The following is a 16811-nucleotide window of genomic DNA, read 5'->3' as shown; positions in this document are numbered from 1 at the left end:
GCCGGGCCTATCCCTTCGGGCTTAGATGCCCAGGCAGAGGTATTTGATTTCCAGGTAATCTTCGATGCCGTACTTGGAGCCTTCACGGCCCAGGCCCGACGCCTTGATGCCACCGAACGGCGCGACCTCGTTGGAGATCAACCCGGTGTTGACGCCGACCATGCCGTATTCCAGGGCTTCAGCCACACGGAACACACGACCCAAGTCACGCGCATAGAAGTACGAGGCCAGACCGAACTCGGTGTCGTTGGACATCGCAATCACGTCGGCTTCGTCTTTGAAACGGAACAGCGGCGCCAATGGACCGAAAGTTTCTTCCTTGGCCACGGCCGCGTTGTTCGGCACGTTGGTCAGAATGGTCGGCTCGAAGAAGTTGCCTTGCATGCTCTTGCCACCCGCCAGCACGGTAGCGCCTTTGCCGACTGCGTCAGCAATGTGCTCTTGAACCTTGGCCACGGCTTTTTCGTCGATCAGCGGGCCAGTGGTGGTGCCGTCTTCCAGACCGTTGCCGATCTTGAGTTTGGCCACGGCGACTTTCAGCTTCTCGGCGAACGCGTCGTAGACCGAATCCTGAATGTACAGGCGGTTGGCGCAGACGCAGGTCTGGCCGTTGTTGCGGTACTTGGAAATGATCGCGCCTTCGACAGCCTTATCCAGATCCGCGTCGTCGAACACGATGAACGGCGCGTTGCCGCCCAGTTCCAGCGAGACTTTCTTGATGTCCTTGGCGCACTCGGTCATCAGCTGACGACCGATTTCGGTCGAGCCGGTGAACGACAGTTTGCGCACGATCGGGTTGCCGGTCAGCTCGCTGCCGATGTCGCCGGCGCTGCCGGTCACCACACTGAACACGCCGTTCGGAATACCGGCACGCTGGGCCAGTTCAGCCAGGGCGAATGCAGAGAACGGAGTTTGCGATGCAGGCTTGAGCACCATGGTGCAACCGGCGGCCAGGGCCGGGCCTGCTTTACGGGTGATCATTGCAGCCGGGAAGTTCCACGGAGTAATCGCAGCGGTCACGCCGATCGGCTGCTTGATCACGATCAGGCGCTTGTCTGGCTGGTGGCCCGGAATCACGTCACCGTAGACGCGCTTGGCTTCTTCGGCGAACCACTCGATAAAGGAAGCGGCGTAAACGATCTCGCCCTTGGCTTCAGCCAATGGCTTGCCCTGCTCCAGAGTCATCAGGCGAGCCAGGTCGTCCTGGTTCTCGATGATCAGCTCGAACCAGCGACGTAGCTTGTTCGCGCGCTCCTTGGCGGTCAGTGAACGCCAGGCCGGCAGCGCTTTATCAGCAGCTTCAATCGCACGGCGGGTTTCGGCAGCGCCCATTTTCGGCACAGTACCCAGAATTTCGCCCGTTGCCGGGTTGTTGACCTTGATTGTCTGACCGTTGTCCGCATCGACCCAAGCGCCATCGATAAAGGCTTGCTGGCGGAACAACTGGGTGTCTTTAAGCTGCATGTCGGCTTTCCTTAACAGCACCGCGGCCAGCGCGGAGCGAATTATGATTGTAGAAAGGCGCCTTATAGGCTGCCGTCAGGGAAATCATTCACCGGGCTGAAGCACATAAATAGCGCACTGATCGAACTCGTGCGGTTCAGCACCCAGACAAGAGCGTTTGAAATCTCAAACGAATCCTAGGATCAAAGGGGGTAAAGGACAATAGGCTGTTCGAAAAAAAGAACGAAAACGCCGCATTTGCTTATTTTTTCTGATCAACGTAGCAAACGCAGGTTACGCTTTGGAAAAACGCAGACGATTCAGCAGCATGGACGCCCGCAGCGCATATGAGTATCATGGCGCCCGCATTGCACCAGTAGCTCAGCTGGATAGAGTACTGCCCTCCGAAGGCAGGGGTCGTGGGTTCGAATCCCGCCTGGTGCACCATATGTAGAAACGAGAAAGCCTCAGGTCTTAGGGTCTGGGGCTTTTTTGTGGGCACAAAAAAACCGCCAAAGCGGTTTTTTCATTCTGTCGTCCAATCAAACTCGTCGTACTCATCATCGTCGTCTTCGTCCTCGATCAACTCATCATCAAGAACGTCTTCCTCAAGATCCTCTTCTGCCTGCTTCGCCAGAAGAAACTCCTTACGACTCTCAGTCACTGCTCGCCTCAGTTCCTCACCCTTCACCGGGCAGTTGAGCATTTGGGCGATGCGGTCGATTTTTTGGGCCACGGCATCCTCCAACGCATCGGCTATGGGCTGATAGTGCGCGCTTTCGGGTGTCGATGCCAAATCGGCGACCGCTGCTCAGCTCATTTTTTCTGCATTTCCTTGAGTTTGGCCGCCAGGTTTTCCTTGGGAAAGCGCTTGTGTAATGTCGTCATCAGCGCTTCGGCGGCTTGGGTCTGACCGGCGTCTTGCAGGCGCATCACTTCACGTAATTGATCATCCAGTGACTTGGCCGGCGCGGCGGCGCGTTTGCTGAGTTTGGCTTCGTCGGCCATTTCGCTGTTGATCGACTCTCGTTGCATCGGTGCAGAAAACTCCGCCATTGGCGCAGCCGGTGCGGGCGCGGACAAAGCCTCGGCCGGTGCGGCTTGGGAGCGGGCAGCGGCTTCCTGTTTGGCGGCGGGTGCGGAGGCTTTCGGCGCAGGCGCGAAGTCGTAATTCGGCAATTGCTCGGGCGTGCGTTGCACCAGCGCCAGCATCAGCGCGACGCCGACGAGGCTGGCGAATGCCACTTGCCAGCGGGGTTGTTGGCAGGCGTGGAGCCAGCGTTGCCACAGGTTCGGCTTCGGCGCGGGGGCTTCGCGGTGCGCGGTGGCGAGGATGAAGGCGTCGAGGTGCGCCGGTGGTTCGCCGCTGCTGTGATCGCGAAAATGCTTGAGCATTTCATCGTCGGGCGATGACGGTGTTTGTTTGGCGTCAGTCATGTCAGTACCTCCTCGGCCAGCAGCCGACGCAGTTTTTGCTGGGCGTAGCGCAAGCGGCTTTTAACGGTTTCCAGCGGTGTTTCGGTGAGGGTGGCGATCTGCGGCAGGTCGAGGTCGCCGTGGGCGCGCAGCAGGAACACTTCGCGCTGGTCGGCGGGCAGGGTTTGCAGGGCGGTTTCGAGGCGTTGACCGTCGCGGCTCAGGCTCAGCAGTTGTTCAGGGTCGGCTGCGTCGTCGATCAGGGCGTGGGCCTGTTCGTCATAGCTGTCGTGCGAGGGGTTGTGGACACCATGTTTGCGCCAGTGATCGATCAGTCGGTTGCGGGCAATCTGGTAGAGCCAGGTACGAAAGTTCGCCCGGCCTTGTGGCTGACTGGCGCTGCGGATCAGGCTCAGCCAGGTTTCCTGGTACACCTCTTCGGCCAGTTCGGGTTTGCCGCTGAGGCCGAGAAGGAATCGATACAGGCCCTGGCGGTGGCGGGCGTACAAAACTTCGAACGCCGGCCCGTCGCCAGAGCGGTAGCGCGCCAGCAGCGATTCATCGCTGCTGGCGGTTGAGCTGATTGCAGGATCGGACATGTCAGCTTTCACTCTATCCGGTTGTCGTTGGGCGGTTGATTCGAGGCGGTGGAGGCTCGCAGGCTCTGCGCCAACTCCACCAATTGCACGAACTCACCGCGCAGGCCAAACGGGTCATCACCCCGTGCGCCACGGGCCAGGGCTTCGGTGTCTTTCAGGCTGAAATCACCGGTGTAGCGCCCGTCCTTGAGCTGCTGGGAAAAGGCAGCGACGGAGGCGGCAAAGCGCAGGTCATCGCTGGCGGCCGAGAGTTTACCGGCCTCCCCCTTCAGGATTGGCCGCTCGATCAAGCGACTGTTCCCACCTTCCGGTAACTGATAACGCACCCGCAGCATCGCCAATTCTCCGGTTTTTGCGGAAACTTCTGCCCCGGAATTGCCGTAGCGCAACGGCTCCAGCCAGCCCTTCTCGCCCTTGGGCACAATTTCGTACAGCGCCGTCACCGTGTGCCCTGCGCCGATTTCTCCGGCGTCGACTTTGTCGTTGCTGAAATCCTCACGCTTCAAGGCGCGGTTCTCATAACCCAACAGCCGATATTCGCTGACCTGAGCCGGGTTGAACTCCACCTGCAGCTTCACGTTTTTCGCCACCACCGCCAGGGTTGAGCCGAGTTGATCCACCAGCACCTTGCGCGCTTCGCGCAGGTTGTCGATGTAGGCGTAGTTACCGTCGCCGGCGTCGGCCAGTTGTTCCATCAGGTGTTCATTGTAGTTATCCACACCAAAACCCAGGGTGGTCAGGGACACGCCGGTCTTGCGTTTATCCACAGCCATTTGCTTGAGGCTGTCGAAGTCGCTGATGCCGACGTTGAAGTCACCGTCGGTGGCCAGCAGGATGCGGTTGATGCCTTTGGGGATAAACGCCTGTTGCGCCATTTGGTAAGCCAGTTCGATACCCGATGCGCCGGCGGTCGAGCCGCCCGCCGTCAATTGATCGATGGCGGTACGAATTTTCGCTTTTTCCCGTCCGGAAGTCGGCTCCAGCACCACACGGGATTCTCCGGCGTAGACCACCAGCGAAACCCGGTCCTGCTCGCGCAATTGATCGACCAGCAATTTCAGGGTGCTTTTGACCAGAGGCAGGCCTTCGCGACGGTCCATGGAGCCGGACACGTCCACCAGAAATACCAGGTTCGCTGGGGCCAGTTCCGCCACCGCGTGATCAGACGCCTTGATGCCGATGCGCAGTAACCGGGTATGCGGGTTCCAGGGTGACGGCGCCAGCTCGGTGGTCACACCGAACGGCGAGCCATCAGTGGGCAAGGCGTAATCGTAGGGGAAGTAATTGACCATTTCTTCCAGCCGCACCGCTCCTTCCGGCGGTAAACGCCCCTGATTGAGCAAGCGCCGGACATTGGCGTACGCGCCGGTATCGACATCGGCGCTGAAGGTCGAGACCGGCGCTTCGGCCACGCTGTGAATCGGGTTATCGGCCAGCGCCTGATATTGCTCGCGCTGTTCATCCCGGTAGCCCTGTGGATAAGTTTCACCGGCCGGTACTGGCGCGAAAGCGACCAACGGGCCAGGTCGTGCGCTGCGCTTGGCCATCGCGGTGTCCGCCATGGCCGCTTCGCGCACCAATGCTTCGGTTTTCGGCGCATTTTGAGCTGGGGGCGCAACCGCTGCCGGGTTGCCCGTCTCAGAGGGTGGTGTCGATGAACCGCCGCAACCGGCAACGGCCAGCAGCAACCCGGCGGCGAAACCCTGGGCGGCCGGGCGGAGGACATGCAGAGGAAGGGACATGGGGGCTGACCTCAGGAGGAAATTGACTCATTCATCCTCTGAGACGGGCAACCCGCCGGGTTCGGGTTAAGCCGAAGTGAAAAATCTTCAGCGGTGATAACGCCGCACCACGCTGCTGTTTTTCAGCACATGGCCTTTGATCTGCTCCAGCAGCTGCGCGCGGGTCAGGCCTGCGGGCAAGGCTTCTGGCGCCAGGTCCAGGGCGTAGATCTGGATGATGTAGTGATGGGTGCTGTCACCGATGGGCGGGCACGGGCCGATGTAGGTGGTGGTGCCTTTGATGTTGGTGCCACCCACGCCTTCGAGGGTGGATTTAGTGCCGACACCGGCCGGGATCTGCCGCGTCGTGGCCTTGATGCCGTAACGAATCCAGTGATCGACGCCCAGGCCTTTCTGGCCGTCCGGGTCATGCATGACGATGGCGTAGCTGAGGGTGCCCTGGGGGCCGGCGCTCCAGCTCAGGGCCGGAGACTGATTCTTGCCACCGCAACCGCTGGCATCGCTGGCCTCCGCCGACGTGAACAGCCGATTGTCCGAAACGCCGGGGATGCTGAGGGTGAAACGCTCCTGGGCCTGCGCCGGTAACTGCACGCAAAGGGCGACTGCAACGGCCGCCAGCCAAGGGTTCAAAGAGGTCAATCGGGTCATACCGGAGCACCTTGTGCGGGGTGGGGCCGTCGTCGGCACGCAAACTATAGCCGGACCGTTCGTGCGGTGGCAGTGGGAATTGGCTGAACCTCGGAATAAGCGCCAAACTCTTAAGTGAAATACCTGCCTGGAGATCGATCATGGCACTGCACCGCGTCGCCCGTTTCGCCGATGTGCCCCTCGACCGTGGCCTTGAAGTCCGGATCGACAAGATGAAAATCGTCTTGCTGCGGGTCGGCGATCAATTGCGCGCCTATCAGGGCAGATGCCCCCACGCCGGGGCTCCCTTGGCCAAAGGTGCGCTGTGTGAGGGCCGGCTGATCTGCCCGTGGCACAAGGCGGCTTATCGGCTCGAAGACGGCGCGCTGTGCGAGCCACCTTCCCTGGACAGTCTGCGGCGCTATCCGCTGGAGTTGCGCGACGATGAGGTCTGGGTCTACGACCAGCCGATGCCCGGCCCCAGCACACCGCCGGAGGATGATAAGCGGACCTTTGCGATCATCGGCGCCGGTGCAGCGGGGACGGCCTGCGCGGCGGCGCTGCGGGAGAAAGGCTTCGGCGGTCGGGTGCTACTGATCGACCGTGAGCCCGAAGCCGGATACGACCGTACGGCATTGAGCAAATTCGTGATTGCCGGGGAAATGCCACCGGACGAAGTTCCGCCGCTGCGCGATGAGGACTTTTATCGTGAACAGCGCATCGAACGGATAAACAGCGATGTGATGGGCCTGGATGCACCGAACCGGACCCTGCGCCTGGCCGATGGTCAATCGTTGAGCTATGACGCCGCGGTGATTGCCACCGGTGGCATACCAAAATCCCTGTCGCTGCCAGGCGCCGATCTGCCGCAGGTGTTCGTGTTGCGCTCGAAGGCGCAGGCGCAGCAGATTCTGGCCACCGCAAAACCGGGTCAAAGGGCAGTGATTGTCGGCGGCAGCTTCATTGGTCTGGAATCCGCTTCATCCCTGCGTCAGTACGGCTTGGATGTCACCGTCCTGACCCGCCATGCCATCCCTTTCGAGGCGCAATTCGGCGAGGCCGTCGGCAAGGCGATTCGTGCCCTGCACGAGGCCAATGGTGTGGTGTTTCATACCGATGGCGAAGCGGCGAAGATCGAAGGCACAGGCAAAGTCGAAGCGGTGCTGCTGGACAACGGCCAGCGCTTGCCGGCGGATCTGGTGCTGGTCGGCATTGGCGTCACCCCGGCGACCACCCCGTTTACCGATCTGCCGAAGGAAAAAGATCAGTCATTGAAGGTCGACGGCGGCATGCGCGTGACCGACGGGCTCTGGGCCGTCGGCGATATCGCGACCTTCCCGCTCAATGGCCAGCCCCAACGGATCGAACACTGGCGCCTGGCCCAGCAACAGGCGCGGATTGCAGCGGCGAATATGCTCGGCGGCGACGAACGCTACCTCGACGTGCCGTATTTCTGGACCTGGCACTTCGGCAAAAACTACGACTACCTCGGACACGCCGAGGCCTGGGACGAGGTTGAATTCAAAGGCGACCCAGAGCATCCACCGTTTATTGGCCTGTTCGCCAAAAACGGCGTGGTAGCGGCGGCCGTTGCCTGCGATCAGGAACGGGCCATGGCGATGCTCGCCGAACGGATGAAACAACCGCTGTCGATGGACGAGGCGTGGCGCCTGGTTCGGGACCTGAGCTGACGGCGACTTAGTGGCGAGGGAGCTTGCTCCCGTTCGTCTGGCAAGCAGACGCAAAATCGGTGACCGCGCTCTATCAACGACAGCGCGGTTAATGGCATCGGGAGACCTTCGGCCTCCAGCGGGAGCAAGCTCCCTCGCCACAGATGAACATATACCTAGAGATGGCTTATCGGCTCGCGGTTGTCATCATCTTCGGCCGGCAGGCGGATCACGAGTGGATGTTCCAATGGCGCCAAAGGCGGCGGCAGTTGAGACGGGTCGACCGGGGTAAAGTGCGTAACGACGTGACTGACATCGCCTTCCTGATCGTTGTGAATGGTCATCGAGCCCGGTGCGCGCAGTTTCTCCAGCCGGTCGCCGGTGAGCTTGAAGCTTTTGCTCAGCCCCTGATCGTCCACCACCGGCGCCGGCAAACGGCGCTGGGCGAAGCTCTTGCTTTTGCGCTGTTGATAACGCGCCCAGCCAATCAGGATCACCGCGTTGAACAGCGCCACCCACAGGTAGATCTGCAATGTGCCGAGGGCGTCGAAAAACGACCCATCGATGCGCGGCCCGTCATGGGTATCGATCAACGGCCACAGACCCCGCGCCAGCAAATACAGCAGCCCGATCCAGGCCAGCACGGTGAAGAAAACATCGAGAACGACCAAAAATGGCCGCTGCCGGGTTCTGATGATTCTCATTTGATGACCTCCTCTTCATCGTCATCCAGCGGCTTGATGCCCCGGTCCGGACTGACCCAGCGCGCGCGCTTCTGATGTTGGCCAAACAGCACTTTGGGGAAGCTGACCAGGGTGGTGAGCAGGCTGATGAACCAGAACACCAGCGGGTACCAGACCACCCAGAACATGGTCCTGCCGAGCCCTTTTTCGTAACGGCGATCGATCATGATGCTGACCGCGAATTGCACCAGGCAAACCACCGCCAACAGCAGCCCGGTAAAGGCCGGCGGCATCAGGTGATGGACGGCAATGGCGGGCGGCATTTCGACGAAGTTGCCGACACCCCAGAAAATCACCGACAACAGGAAGGTGAAGGCCCAACCGGTGGACAGGCAGTATTCGAACAGCAGCGGCCACAGGTAACGATGGCGGTATTGCCAGATGCCCCGGATGTTCTTGAACAACACCTCGGCGCCGCCCTGGGCCCAGCGCAGGCGCTGCTTCCACAGGCCGCCGAGGGTTTCCGGCATGAGGATCCAGCACAACGCGCGGGGCTCGTAGAAAATGCTCCAGTGATCCAGTTGCAGCTTCCAACTGATGTCGATGTCTTCGGTGATCATGTCCGGGCTCCAGTAGCCGACCCGGTTCAGGGCCGTACGACGGAAGGCGACGATCACCCCAGAGACGGTAAAGATCCGCCCGAACACCCGCTGGGTACGCTTGATCAGGCCGATGATCGAGGAGAACTCGCCGACCTGTACCCGGCCGATCAGGGTCGAACGGGTGCGGATTCGCGGGTTGCCGGTCACGGCGCCCAGTCGCGCGTTGTCGAGCATCGGCGCCACCAGATAGGCCGCGGTGTTCGGCGCCAGCAGCGCGTCACCGTCGATGCACACCAGGTACTCGCTGCGCGCCGCGATGGCGCCCATGCGCAGGGCAACCGCCTTGCCCTGGTTCTCCGCCAGGTGCAGCACCCGCAAACGCGGATCCTGCGCCGCCAGTGCGTCGAGCACCGCGGCGGTGTTGTCCTTGGAGCCGTCGTTGATCGCGATCACTTCGATGTTCGGGTAATGCTGGGCCAGCGCCGCGTGGATGGTATCGGCGGCGTTGTCGCCTTCGTTGTAGCAAGGGATCAGGATCGAGATCAGTGGTTCGCCGGCCAATGGTGGCGGCAAGGTGTCGTCCTGCCACGGCCAGTGCCGCTCCCAGTGCAGCCAGAAATACAGGCCGCCGGCGATCCACAGCCCCGACATGAACAGTGGGTAGAAGAACACGAAGTCCATCAGGAATTGCCCGGTGACCAGAAAGATCAGCCCGAGGGGAACCCCCAGGACGATCGCCAGAACCAATAGGGCCAGAAGTCTGTCCAGCATGTTATGGATTCCACTTGTTGGAGAGCGCCGGCCGCACGGCTTTCAGGTCCGGCTGGTTCTCGAGGAAGTTGTCTGGGTAGTAGCCGAAACTGGTGGCGCCCTGACGCTTGAGGCGGCCCATCCAGTCAGCCAACTGCCCGCCGTCGATGTCGGCGTGTTTATTTTTCGTCCAGTCGCGGGCCTGCAATTCGAACACCGTGCGGTCGAGGGCGCCGGGGCGCGATTTGACCGTCGCCACCAGTGCTTCAAGCCAGGGGCCGGATTGCTGATGGCTCTGTTTTTCCATCAGTGGCATGGCCATCGGTGCCGTCCAGTCGTAGGCGCCCAGGAAGTCGTCGAGATTCTGCGCAAACCAGGCTTCGCTCTCGGGGTTGAGCATCGGCTCGGCGAAAATATTGCGTGCCGTTTTCACTTGCGGGCCGCGAATGGCGCGAACCTTGGCGGTCAGCTCATGGGTGAAATCGATCAGGTAGCGGCTCTTGAACCGCGTCCAGCGTTGCAGGGTGGCCGGATCCTCGCGCAGGGCGGCAATCGAACCGGGCAGACCGTTGGCGGCATAGATTTTCAGGGCTTCGGGGCCGGCGTCTTCGAAGTCCGACAGCACCGCGTCATCGTGATAGAGGATGCCGTCGACCGAGGTCAGGCGTGCCACGTCTTCGTAGATTTCACCGATGATGCGCCGCACGTTCGGATCGAACGGTGACAAGCGCTTGTACTGGTCCGGATCGATCGACGTAGTGCCGGTTTTCGGGTCCCAGCGAGTGACTCGCGGCAGCTTCGAATCCAGGGCAAAACTCAGCACCGGCATCCACGCGAAAACTTTGACGTGAGCCCGGGTGCGCAGCTGCCAGGCCACACGGTCAAAGATATCGGCACGCATCGGCAGGTGGCGGTTGGGGAAGTACAGCGAATGCACCAGGCCATCGCCCGCAGGGTCGGCGAAGGCTTGCAGGAACACCGTGTTGGCGCCCATGTCGGCCATGCGCTGGATCAGTTTGCCGAGGTTGATTTCCTGTTGGGCCGGGTCCGGGTCGTAGACGTTGTCCAGGTCCACATGCACCACGCGCATCGGCGATTCGGCCTGCACCGCGACGACGCTGTTGGCGAAGTGTTCGCCATCCGGGTCCGAGGCCACCAGAAAGCGCGGGCTGCTCATCAGGTTGTCGAGGGCATCGAGGCCGTCGTCCAGTGTCAGAGCCATCTTATAACCCTGGTCGTTGATCACTTGCAGCGAGGTGCCATCCGCCACGCCGTACGGCCAGACCCAGACTCGCGGTTTGTAACCAGTGACCTTGCGGATCTTCTCCGAGATGGCCGCTACGTCGGCGCGCATCCGGGCCTGGAATTGGGCTTCGGTTTCATAGCGACCGGTGGCGGCGTCATAGCGCCGGGTCGCGGCCGCCGGCTGCAGGTTGCCTTGCGGGTTGGCCAACACGCCTTTGTGGCTGGCGTCGGTGTGGGCGGCGATTTCCACCAGGCCGGACCGGGAAATCTCGCGGATCTGCTCCCAGGTCAGGAAATCCGAACGCTTGCGCGGTGTGCCGGCGAAGTCGACTGGCTGGTTCGGCGGCGTGTCGATCCACACCCCGACCGGCGCCAGCAAGGCGTGCCAGTTATAGGCACGCAGCACCGGCAACACGCGGGTGTAGAAACTCGAATAGCCGTCGTCGAAACTCAGCAGGATCGCCCGTGGCGGCAATTCAGGGCCGCCATTGCGAGCGGCGATGATCTGGTCAACGGTGACCGGTTGGTAGTTGTTCTCCCGCAACCATGCCAGTTGCTCGATCATGCGCTCGGTGCGCACGGCCACCACCGCCTGATCGGGGTCGCGGTCTTCGACATCGTGGTAAGCGATCCCCAATACATGGTTTTTCGGCCACGGCTTTTCATTGGCCGACACTGTACGTTCGGACGGCGGTACGAAGGTCGGAGCTTGCTGGGCACAGGCGCTGATCAACAGCACTCCCAGCAGGAGGATGAAACGCGAAATAAAAGGCATCTTCAAACTCTTCTAGAAGCGGTAAGTAAGGTCGACGAGCAGGCGCAGATCGGTTTCCCGGTCACCGTCAAATGGCCGGTTGATCACGCTCAGCAGGCCGCCCACCTCGAATACGTCGTTCCAGCTGTAGCGCTGGCCGTAGCCCAGCAGGGCGATACCGCCGGTGCCGTGATCGCGCTGGCTGTAAGTGCCCGCACCGGCCTGGAACTGCTGGCTCCAGGAGGTTTCGTAGCGGTGGTAGAGCACGTGATTGACGTTCACCGTCGGCAGCACGCTTAAGTCGGATTTGGGGTTGAAGTACGGCACGTCGTCGGACTTGGAGTTATGGCTGCTGCCGACTTCCAGGCCGAGGTCGACTTGCAGCCCCGGCGCGCGATAAACGCCCTCGCGACCGGTGAGCATCGCTTCGACACGGTTGTTGCCGTCGCTGAAGTGCGAGGGGCTGACCGCCAGTCTCCACTCACGGCTTTCATTGGCGCGCCAGCGGATAAAACCGCTGCCGCCGTTGGCCGTGATGTCGCTGTTCAACGCTCGCAACGGCGTTTGTGCCGACAGGTATTCGAGGCTGCCGCCGTACTGCCAGTGATCGTCGATGTCTCGGGCAATCGCCAGGCGCGCGCCCTGTTTATCGCCAAAGCCGTAGGAATGGTTGGAAACTTCCGCTTCCAGGGACATGTCACGGGTCCGGCGTTCGAGCCCGACACGCTGGAAGCGATGGTGACCAGTGCCTTCCTGGAAATCGCCAGTGGCGTAGCCGGCACCGGCGAACAGGCGCCAGTCCTCATCGATGGGCGGGCTGTACAGCGTGGTTTCGATGCCGAAATCGCGGCTGCCGTTGACCGCCCCGACATCGCCGTTGCCGCCGCCATAACTCTTGCCGCCGTAGGCCTGCACTCGCAGCTCGGCCATATCATGGACCGCACGCTGACGCTGCAAACGCTGCACCTGACGGTTGTCCGGAAAACGCGCGACCACATCGTCGGTCAGCGCATCCATCTGCCGCCATTCCTGCAGGTCCATGGCAGTGTGGCCCTGAGCGACTTCCAGCCCGATATCCCGCGGGGCCATGCTCTCGGTTTCCTTGAGCTGATTCTCGGCGCGTCGTGGCCAGTCCCGGGCCAGGTACAGATCGGCCTGGGCCAGGCGCAGGCCGATGTTGCCCGGCGCCTGATCCACCAACGCCTGTAAACGCTGCTCGCCCGATGGCAGGTCGGCGCCGTAGGTGCCGGCCTGGGCGGCGAGTTGCTGCGCGTCCATCCATTCATCGTTGGGGTTGCCCACCGGCAAGCCCTTGAGCTCGACCCGTGGCTTTTGGGTCTTGGCCAGGTCCTCGGCGACCTTGCGCGCATCATCGGCCTTGTCGCTTTCGAGCAGGGAGTAATAGAGCGCGGTGCTGTCTTCCAGGCGATCGCCGACATCGGCATCCGGCGCCACCAGCACCTGGCGATACAAATCGGTGGCGATTTCCGGCTGACGCTGATCCAGATAGGACGACGCCACCCAACGCAGGGCATAGGTCGGAATCTTCACGCCTTCGGCGAGCAGTTTCTGGTATTCGGTGATCACATCGGCGGTGCGTGCACGGGCCTTGAGGGCGCCCATGCGGTCGATTCGCCAGCGGATGACGTCATCGTGGGCCGCAGGGTCCGGCGTCCAGGTCGCCAGTAACTGGTCGTAATCGGCCAGGGCCCGATCGGCGATCACATAACGTTCTTTTTCGCTGCGGGTGGCGAGTTCGGCCAGGCGCACGCGTTCGGCGGCCAGGTCGCCTTCGAGACGGCGTTGCGTGACCGGATCAATCAACCCCGGCCGCTGACGCACCAGGCGCAAGGCCGGCTCCGGCAAACGAGCGCGTTGCAGGGCAATCACGTATTCCCGAGCGACTTCGGGTTTGCTGCCGGCGCGGGTGAAGGCCTGGTCGTATTCAAACAACGCATCGTAAGTGGCACCGGCGCGAGTCAAGGCGTAGGCCAAAGCCAGACGGCGGCCAGGATCATCCGGTTTCGCCGCCACCAGAGCCCTGGCGCGGGCAACCGCCTCGTCAGGTTTACCGGCGTCGGCCTGGGTCATCGCCAGGCCCAGCTGCAGGTCGGCATTTTGCGGTTCAAGGGCCAGGGCCTTGTTGTACACCTGGGTCGCCGAGTCCCAACGCTTGAGGTTGCGATAAGCCCGCGCGGTGGCAGTCAGGGCCTGGACTGGCAACGCTCGATCACGTCCCTGGGTTTCATAGACCTGTACCACTTCGGCATCCAGACCGGCCCAACTGGCGATCTGCAAGTGATCGCTGATCTGGCCAGTGGAGGCCTGGCTTACCGGCACCTGACGCAACACCGTCAGCGCAGGCGTGTAGTTGCCGGCCCGCGCATCGCGAACCATTTGATCGTAAGGGGTATCGGCGAGCGCCAGCACCGGCCACAACAATTGGCCGCACAGCGCAACGCGAAACAAGGGGCGCAGCCCACGGTGAATAAAGGGACCAGCAATACGCGGCATTCGTCAGCATCCTTACATGGCCAGCCGGGTCGCAATGCCCCTTGCCCACTTGTGACGGAAAGCCGGATCGAAAGACCCGGCCAAGCTTTATCGAAACAGTCTTGCATGCAAGCGTAGTCAATAATTCAAGACACAATATTTCTTCAGATTCGTGAGAGTGCGAAACCTGTAGCGAGGGGGCTTGTCGGAACGCCGCACCGCACCGTTTCAATGCGTAGCACTCACAAAATCTTTGGTGCATCAGAGTTTTTGGGGCTGCTTCGCGGCCCAACGGGGGCAAGCCCCCTCGCCACAGGAACCCCAGACAGCAAAACGCCCGGCGTCTGCGTGCTGCAGAGGCCGGGCGTTGCGCTGAAGCCTGCGGTTTTACTGGATGGTGACGTCGCCAGTGCCGCCGAGCTTACTCATCACAAAACCGACAAACTCTTCGAGGGTCATTTTCTGGCCGTTGAAGTCCACCTGATTGTTGGCGTAATGCAACTTGGTGACGACGTTATTACCGTCCAGTTTTGCCAGTTGCGTACCGACTGCCATGCTGCTGAACATGTCGGCGGTTGCGCTCGCCTGATCGGCGATGAGCTTGGCATCGGTCTGGCCGTCGATTTGCGACTGTACGGTGAGCAAATCAATGAGCATTGGCTTGGACACCAGTACGTTGAATTCCAGCAACGCGATCAACTGCTTGACCAATTGGTCCGGCGGCAGGTCCATGGATTGCGGTTTGGTCAGGTCCAGCACCAGGTTGGCGCGGCTTTCGCCGTTGCTGGTGTTGAACGACAGGTTTTCCAGGGCCACCTGGGGACCTGCGGCCAGCAGTTTCTCCAGACCGGTCTTGACCTGTGCCTCTTCGGCCGGGGTCAGGTTCAGCGGCGGCGCCGGCAGACCGGCGGCAGTGGCTTCGGCGGCGGCCCGCTCGTACGGTTGCAGTTTGGTCTGGTAGATCTGCATCAGCGACATCGTCGACGGGATGTCGAGGTTTTTCAGGCTCATGGCCATCTGCGCAGAGCCGATAACCTTGCCGTTCAAGGACACTTCACCGACCTTGTAATCGGCACGCCCCGAAGCGTTGGTGCCTGATTCCCCGGTCTGGTTCTTCATTTCAAAGTTCTTGAAACCGAGTACCGATTGCTTGGGGCCAAAGGTGGTTTTGCTGTTTGTCAGCTCGAGGGTGTTGTCACCGACGTAATAGCCGTAGGTGCTTTTGTTCAGGTTACTGGCCAGGGTCAAGCCGTTGAGCTCGACCTGCACCGGCGTCTGGTCTTCAGCCACAGTGGTCAGCTTCAGGCTGTCCATGTAACCGTCGGCCTTGACCTTTTGCGCCTGGGCGCTGGCGGCCACGTCGAGTTTCAACCCGGAGAACGTCAGGTTGGACTTGTCATCCAGTGCCGCTTCCAGCGGCAGGAATTCGAGCGAGCCCTTGGTGGAGTTGTCGTAGCCGATGTTGACCACACCCTTGACCGGGGATTTGTCCTTGGCGGCGGCGAACCACTTTTCGGTCAGCGGGGTTTTTTCCAGCTCATAGTGACTGGTGGCCAGGACTGGCAACCACTTGAACGATACCAGGCGCGAGAACGGCAGCGGGCCGTGTTCGATGCGGTCGACGAACAGCATCTCCACCGGCGCCTCACCAAACATCTCGCCCTCGCCCTTGAGGCGGTAGTGCGCGGTGCTGCTGAACACATGACGCTCCAGCGACACCAGCTCCAGCGACGCCGTGCCGTTGGAGCCTGCCAGCGCGGCTTGCAGTTCTTTGTTGGCGTCGGCGATCGAGCTGTTCAGCACCCCATCGAGTTTGCTGCCGGTGTACCAGGCGCCGCCCGCGCTGATTGCACCGATGGCCACGACAATTCCTAGAAGCACGCCTGCTGATTTATTCATGAAGTACCCGATCAATGTCCATTGTTGAAAGTCTGGTCGTCTTCCCTGAACCCATAACGGGTCGCGGTCACGACTGCGCTGAAAGTGGCGAGGAGATTAGCATTTGCGCCGTGGGACGGCCCAATGATTAAAGGTGAAAGAGTGTCCATGGGATGCGGCTGCCTGTGGACAACTGGCAGGGGAGAGTTTCGGCGATCGTTCAATCGCCTTCGCGAGCAGCCCTGCCAATACAACCTTACGAATACTGAACCTCGATCTCATCAAGCTGATGATCAAAACTTTTTAGCCGCGCGGTCCACGTATACACCAGCACTTCAAAATCCCGATTGATCACCGCCCCGCCAGTTACCTCCGCGCGTGGGTCACAGAAATCCAGTTGATAGCGTTCGCGGGCCATGGCGTTGGCGACATCGGACAGTTCTCGGGCATTGTTGAGCCAGTGCCAGCCCTCGTCGGCCACTTGCTTGTCCAGCGCCTGGCATTGCTTCTTCAAGGTTTCGAGGCTTTTTTCCAGCGGCGTGCCGGTCAGTTCGCCCATGACTTCCTGAAACGTGCGCCCCGGTTGCCAGTAACTGCCCCAGAAATATCGGTCGAACACCGTTTCTACCCGACGCAACGCCACCTTGGTGTCCCAGATCAGTACTAGGGTTTTGCCTTGTTCGAGTTGTCGTTTCTTGATGCGCTGGTTCTGGAGCGAAGCCCAGGCGACCACCACGATGGCCATCACGGCGATCAGTGCCGCCGCGCTGTCGAGGAAGATCAGCGCCTTGTCGATCTGGTGGGCCAGCATGACGCCATAGAAATAGGTGGCCGACAGCAAAACCAATGCCGCAATGGCGCACCAGAAGCCGGGAGCGTAAGGGTTTTTCATTATTAGATCCCCATGAC

Annotated in this window: 13 protein-coding genes and 1 tRNA gene; 2 read left to right on the top strand and 12 right to left on the bottom strand. The window is 61.2% G+C overall.

Annotation, left to right across the window (positions count from 1 at the left end; all coding sequences use genetic code 11):
* Positions 1-21: 21 nt before the first annotated feature.
* A complete protein-coding gene (gene gabD / locus LOY28_RS00860; RefSeq protein WP_018929370.1) occupies positions 22-1464 on the bottom strand; it encodes an NADP-dependent succinate-semialdehyde dehydrogenase in 1443 nt (480 codons plus the stop codon).
* A 349-nt stretch (positions 1465-1813) separates the two neighbouring features.
* Here gabD and LOY28_RS00855 point away from each other — a divergent pair.
* Positions 1814-1890, top strand: a tRNA-Arg gene (locus LOY28_RS00855).
* Positions 1891-1969: 79 nt separating this feature from the next.
* Here the strand turns inward: LOY28_RS00855 and LOY28_RS00850 are convergent.
* The 5 genes from LOY28_RS00850 to LOY28_RS00830 form a co-directional block, all read right to left on the bottom strand.
* Positions 1970-2239 carry a hypothetical protein gene (locus tag LOY28_RS00850; protein WP_018929371.1) on the bottom strand — a complete coding sequence of 90 codons (270 nt, stop codon included), beginning with the start codon at positions 2237-2239 and terminating at the stop codon, positions 1970-1972.
* A gap of 20 nt (positions 2240-2259) precedes the next feature.
* The gene (locus tag LOY28_RS00845; protein ID WP_258612937.1) at positions 2260-2880 is read right to left on the bottom strand and encodes a hypothetical protein; all 621 of its coding nucleotides are present in this window, start codon (positions 2878-2880) and stop codon (positions 2260-2262) included.
* Positions 2877-3458 carry an RNA polymerase sigma factor gene (locus tag LOY28_RS00840; RefSeq protein ID WP_258612936.1) on the bottom strand — a complete coding sequence of 194 codons (582 nt, stop codon included), beginning with the start codon at positions 3456-3458 and terminating at the stop codon, positions 2877-2879. The genes LOY28_RS00845 and LOY28_RS00840 overlap by 4 nt, the downstream gene beginning before the upstream one ends.
* Positions 3459-3466: 8 nt before the next feature.
* Positions 3467-5200 carry a VWA domain-containing protein gene (locus LOY28_RS00835; protein ID WP_258612935.1) on the bottom strand — a complete coding sequence of 578 codons (1734 nt, stop codon included), beginning with the start codon at positions 5198-5200 and terminating at the stop codon, positions 3467-3469.
* Between the two features lie 87 nt (positions 5201-5287).
* Positions 5288-5848 (bottom strand): YbhB/YbcL family Raf kinase inhibitor-like protein, encoded by a 561-nt coding sequence (locus LOY28_RS00830; RefSeq protein ID WP_018929375.1) that lies wholly within the window; start codon positions 5846-5848, stop codon positions 5288-5290.
* 140 nt (positions 5849-5988) lie between these two features.
* Between LOY28_RS00830 and LOY28_RS00825 the strand changes: the two genes are divergently transcribed.
* Positions 5989-7518 (top strand): apoptosis inducing factor family protein, encoded by a 1530-nt coding sequence (locus LOY28_RS00825; protein ID WP_258612934.1) that lies wholly within the window; start codon positions 5989-5991, stop codon positions 7516-7518.
* Positions 7519-7673: 155 nt separating this feature from the next.
* Here LOY28_RS00825 and pgaD read toward each other — a convergent pair whose 3' ends face one another.
* From pgaD to LOY28_RS00795, 6 genes are all read right to left on the bottom strand, one after another.
* Positions 7674-8201 carry a poly-beta-1,6-N-acetyl-D-glucosamine biosynthesis protein PgaD gene (pgaD, locus tag LOY28_RS00820; protein ID WP_258612933.1) on the bottom strand — a complete coding sequence of 176 codons (528 nt, stop codon included), beginning with the start codon at positions 8199-8201 and terminating at the stop codon, positions 7674-7676.
* Positions 8198-9553 carry a poly-beta-1,6-N-acetyl-D-glucosamine synthase gene (pgaC, locus tag LOY28_RS00815; RefSeq protein WP_018929378.1) on the bottom strand — a complete coding sequence of 452 codons (1356 nt, stop codon included), beginning with the start codon at positions 9551-9553 and terminating at the stop codon, positions 8198-8200. The genes pgaD and pgaC overlap by 4 nt, the downstream gene beginning before the upstream one ends.
* A 1-nt stretch (position 9554) precedes the next feature.
* On the bottom strand, positions 9555-11552 hold the full coding sequence (pgaB, locus tag LOY28_RS00810; RefSeq protein ID WP_064615770.1) for a poly-beta-1,6-N-acetyl-D-glucosamine N-deacetylase PgaB: 1998 nt from the start codon (positions 11550-11552) through the stop codon (positions 9555-9557).
* Positions 11553-11564: 12 nt separating this feature from the next.
* A complete protein-coding gene (gene pgaA / locus LOY28_RS00805; protein ID WP_258612932.1) occupies positions 11565-14045 on the bottom strand; it encodes a poly-beta-1,6 N-acetyl-D-glucosamine export porin PgaA in 2481 nt (826 codons plus the stop codon).
* Positions 14046-14411: 366 nt separating this feature from the next.
* The gene (locus LOY28_RS00800; protein ID WP_086944190.1) at positions 14412-15923 is read right to left on the bottom strand and encodes a YdgA family protein; all 1512 of its coding nucleotides are present in this window, start codon (positions 15921-15923) and stop codon (positions 14412-14414) included.
* Between the two features lie 235 nt (positions 15924-16158).
* Complete coding sequence (locus tag LOY28_RS00795) at positions 16159-16794, bottom strand: hypothetical protein (RefSeq protein ID WP_019651562.1); 636 nt, start codon at positions 16792-16794, stop codon at positions 16159-16161.
* Positions 16795-16811 lie beyond the last annotated feature (17 nt).

The organism is Pseudomonas sp. B21-017, assembly GCF_024749245.1.
Classification (GTDB): domain Bacteria; phylum Pseudomonadota; class Gammaproteobacteria; order Pseudomonadales; family Pseudomonadaceae; genus Aquipseudomonas.
Note: the sequence above shows the minus strand (reverse complement) of the source record. Positions and strands in the feature narration are given on the sequence as shown.

What these genes read in the sequence shown, in the direction of transcription:
- gabD (WP_018929370.1), bottom strand. Translation starts at nt 1,464, where the DNA reads ATGCAGCTTAAAGACACCCAGTTGTTCCGCCAGCAAGCCTTTATCGAT.
- LOY28_RS00845 (WP_258612937.1), bottom strand. Translation starts at nt 2,880, where the DNA reads ATGACTGACGCCAAACAAACACCGTCATCGCCCGACGATGAAATGCTC.
- LOY28_RS00840 (WP_258612936.1), bottom strand. Translation starts at nt 3,458, where the DNA reads ATGTCCGATCCTGCAATCAGCTCAACCGCCAGCAGCGATGAATCGCTG.
- LOY28_RS00835 (WP_258612935.1), bottom strand. Translation starts at nt 5,200, where the DNA reads ATGTCCCTTCCTCTGCATGTCCTCCGCCCGGCCGCCCAGGGTTTCGCC.
- LOY28_RS00830 (WP_018929375.1), bottom strand. Translation starts at nt 5,848, where the DNA reads ATGACCCGATTGACCTCTTTGAACCCTTGGCTGGCGGCCGTTGCAGTC.
- LOY28_RS00825 (WP_258612934.1), top strand. Translation starts at nt 5,989, where the DNA reads ATGGCACTGCACCGCGTCGCCCGTTTCGCCGATGTGCCCCTCGACCGT.
- pgaD (WP_258612933.1), bottom strand. Translation starts at nt 8,201, where the DNA reads ATGAGAATCATCAGAACCCGGCAGCGGCCATTTTTGGTCGTTCTCGAT.
- pgaC (WP_018929378.1), bottom strand. Translation starts at nt 9,553, where the DNA reads ATGCTGGACAGACTTCTGGCCCTATTGGTTCTGGCGATCGTCCTGGGG.
- pgaB (WP_064615770.1), bottom strand. Translation starts at nt 11,552, where the DNA reads ATGCCTTTTATTTCGCGTTTCATCCTCCTGCTGGGAGTGCTGTTGATC.
- pgaA (WP_258612932.1), bottom strand. Translation starts at nt 14,045, where the DNA reads ATGCCGCGTATTGCTGGTCCCTTTATTCACCGTGGGCTGCGCCCCTTG.
- LOY28_RS00800 (WP_086944190.1), bottom strand. Translation starts at nt 15,923, where the DNA reads ATGAATAAATCAGCAGGCGTGCTTCTAGGAATTGTCGTGGCCATCGGT.
- LOY28_RS00795 (WP_019651562.1), bottom strand. Translation starts at nt 16,794, where the DNA reads ATGAAAAACCCTTACGCTCCCGGCTTCTGGTGCGCCATTGCGGCATTG.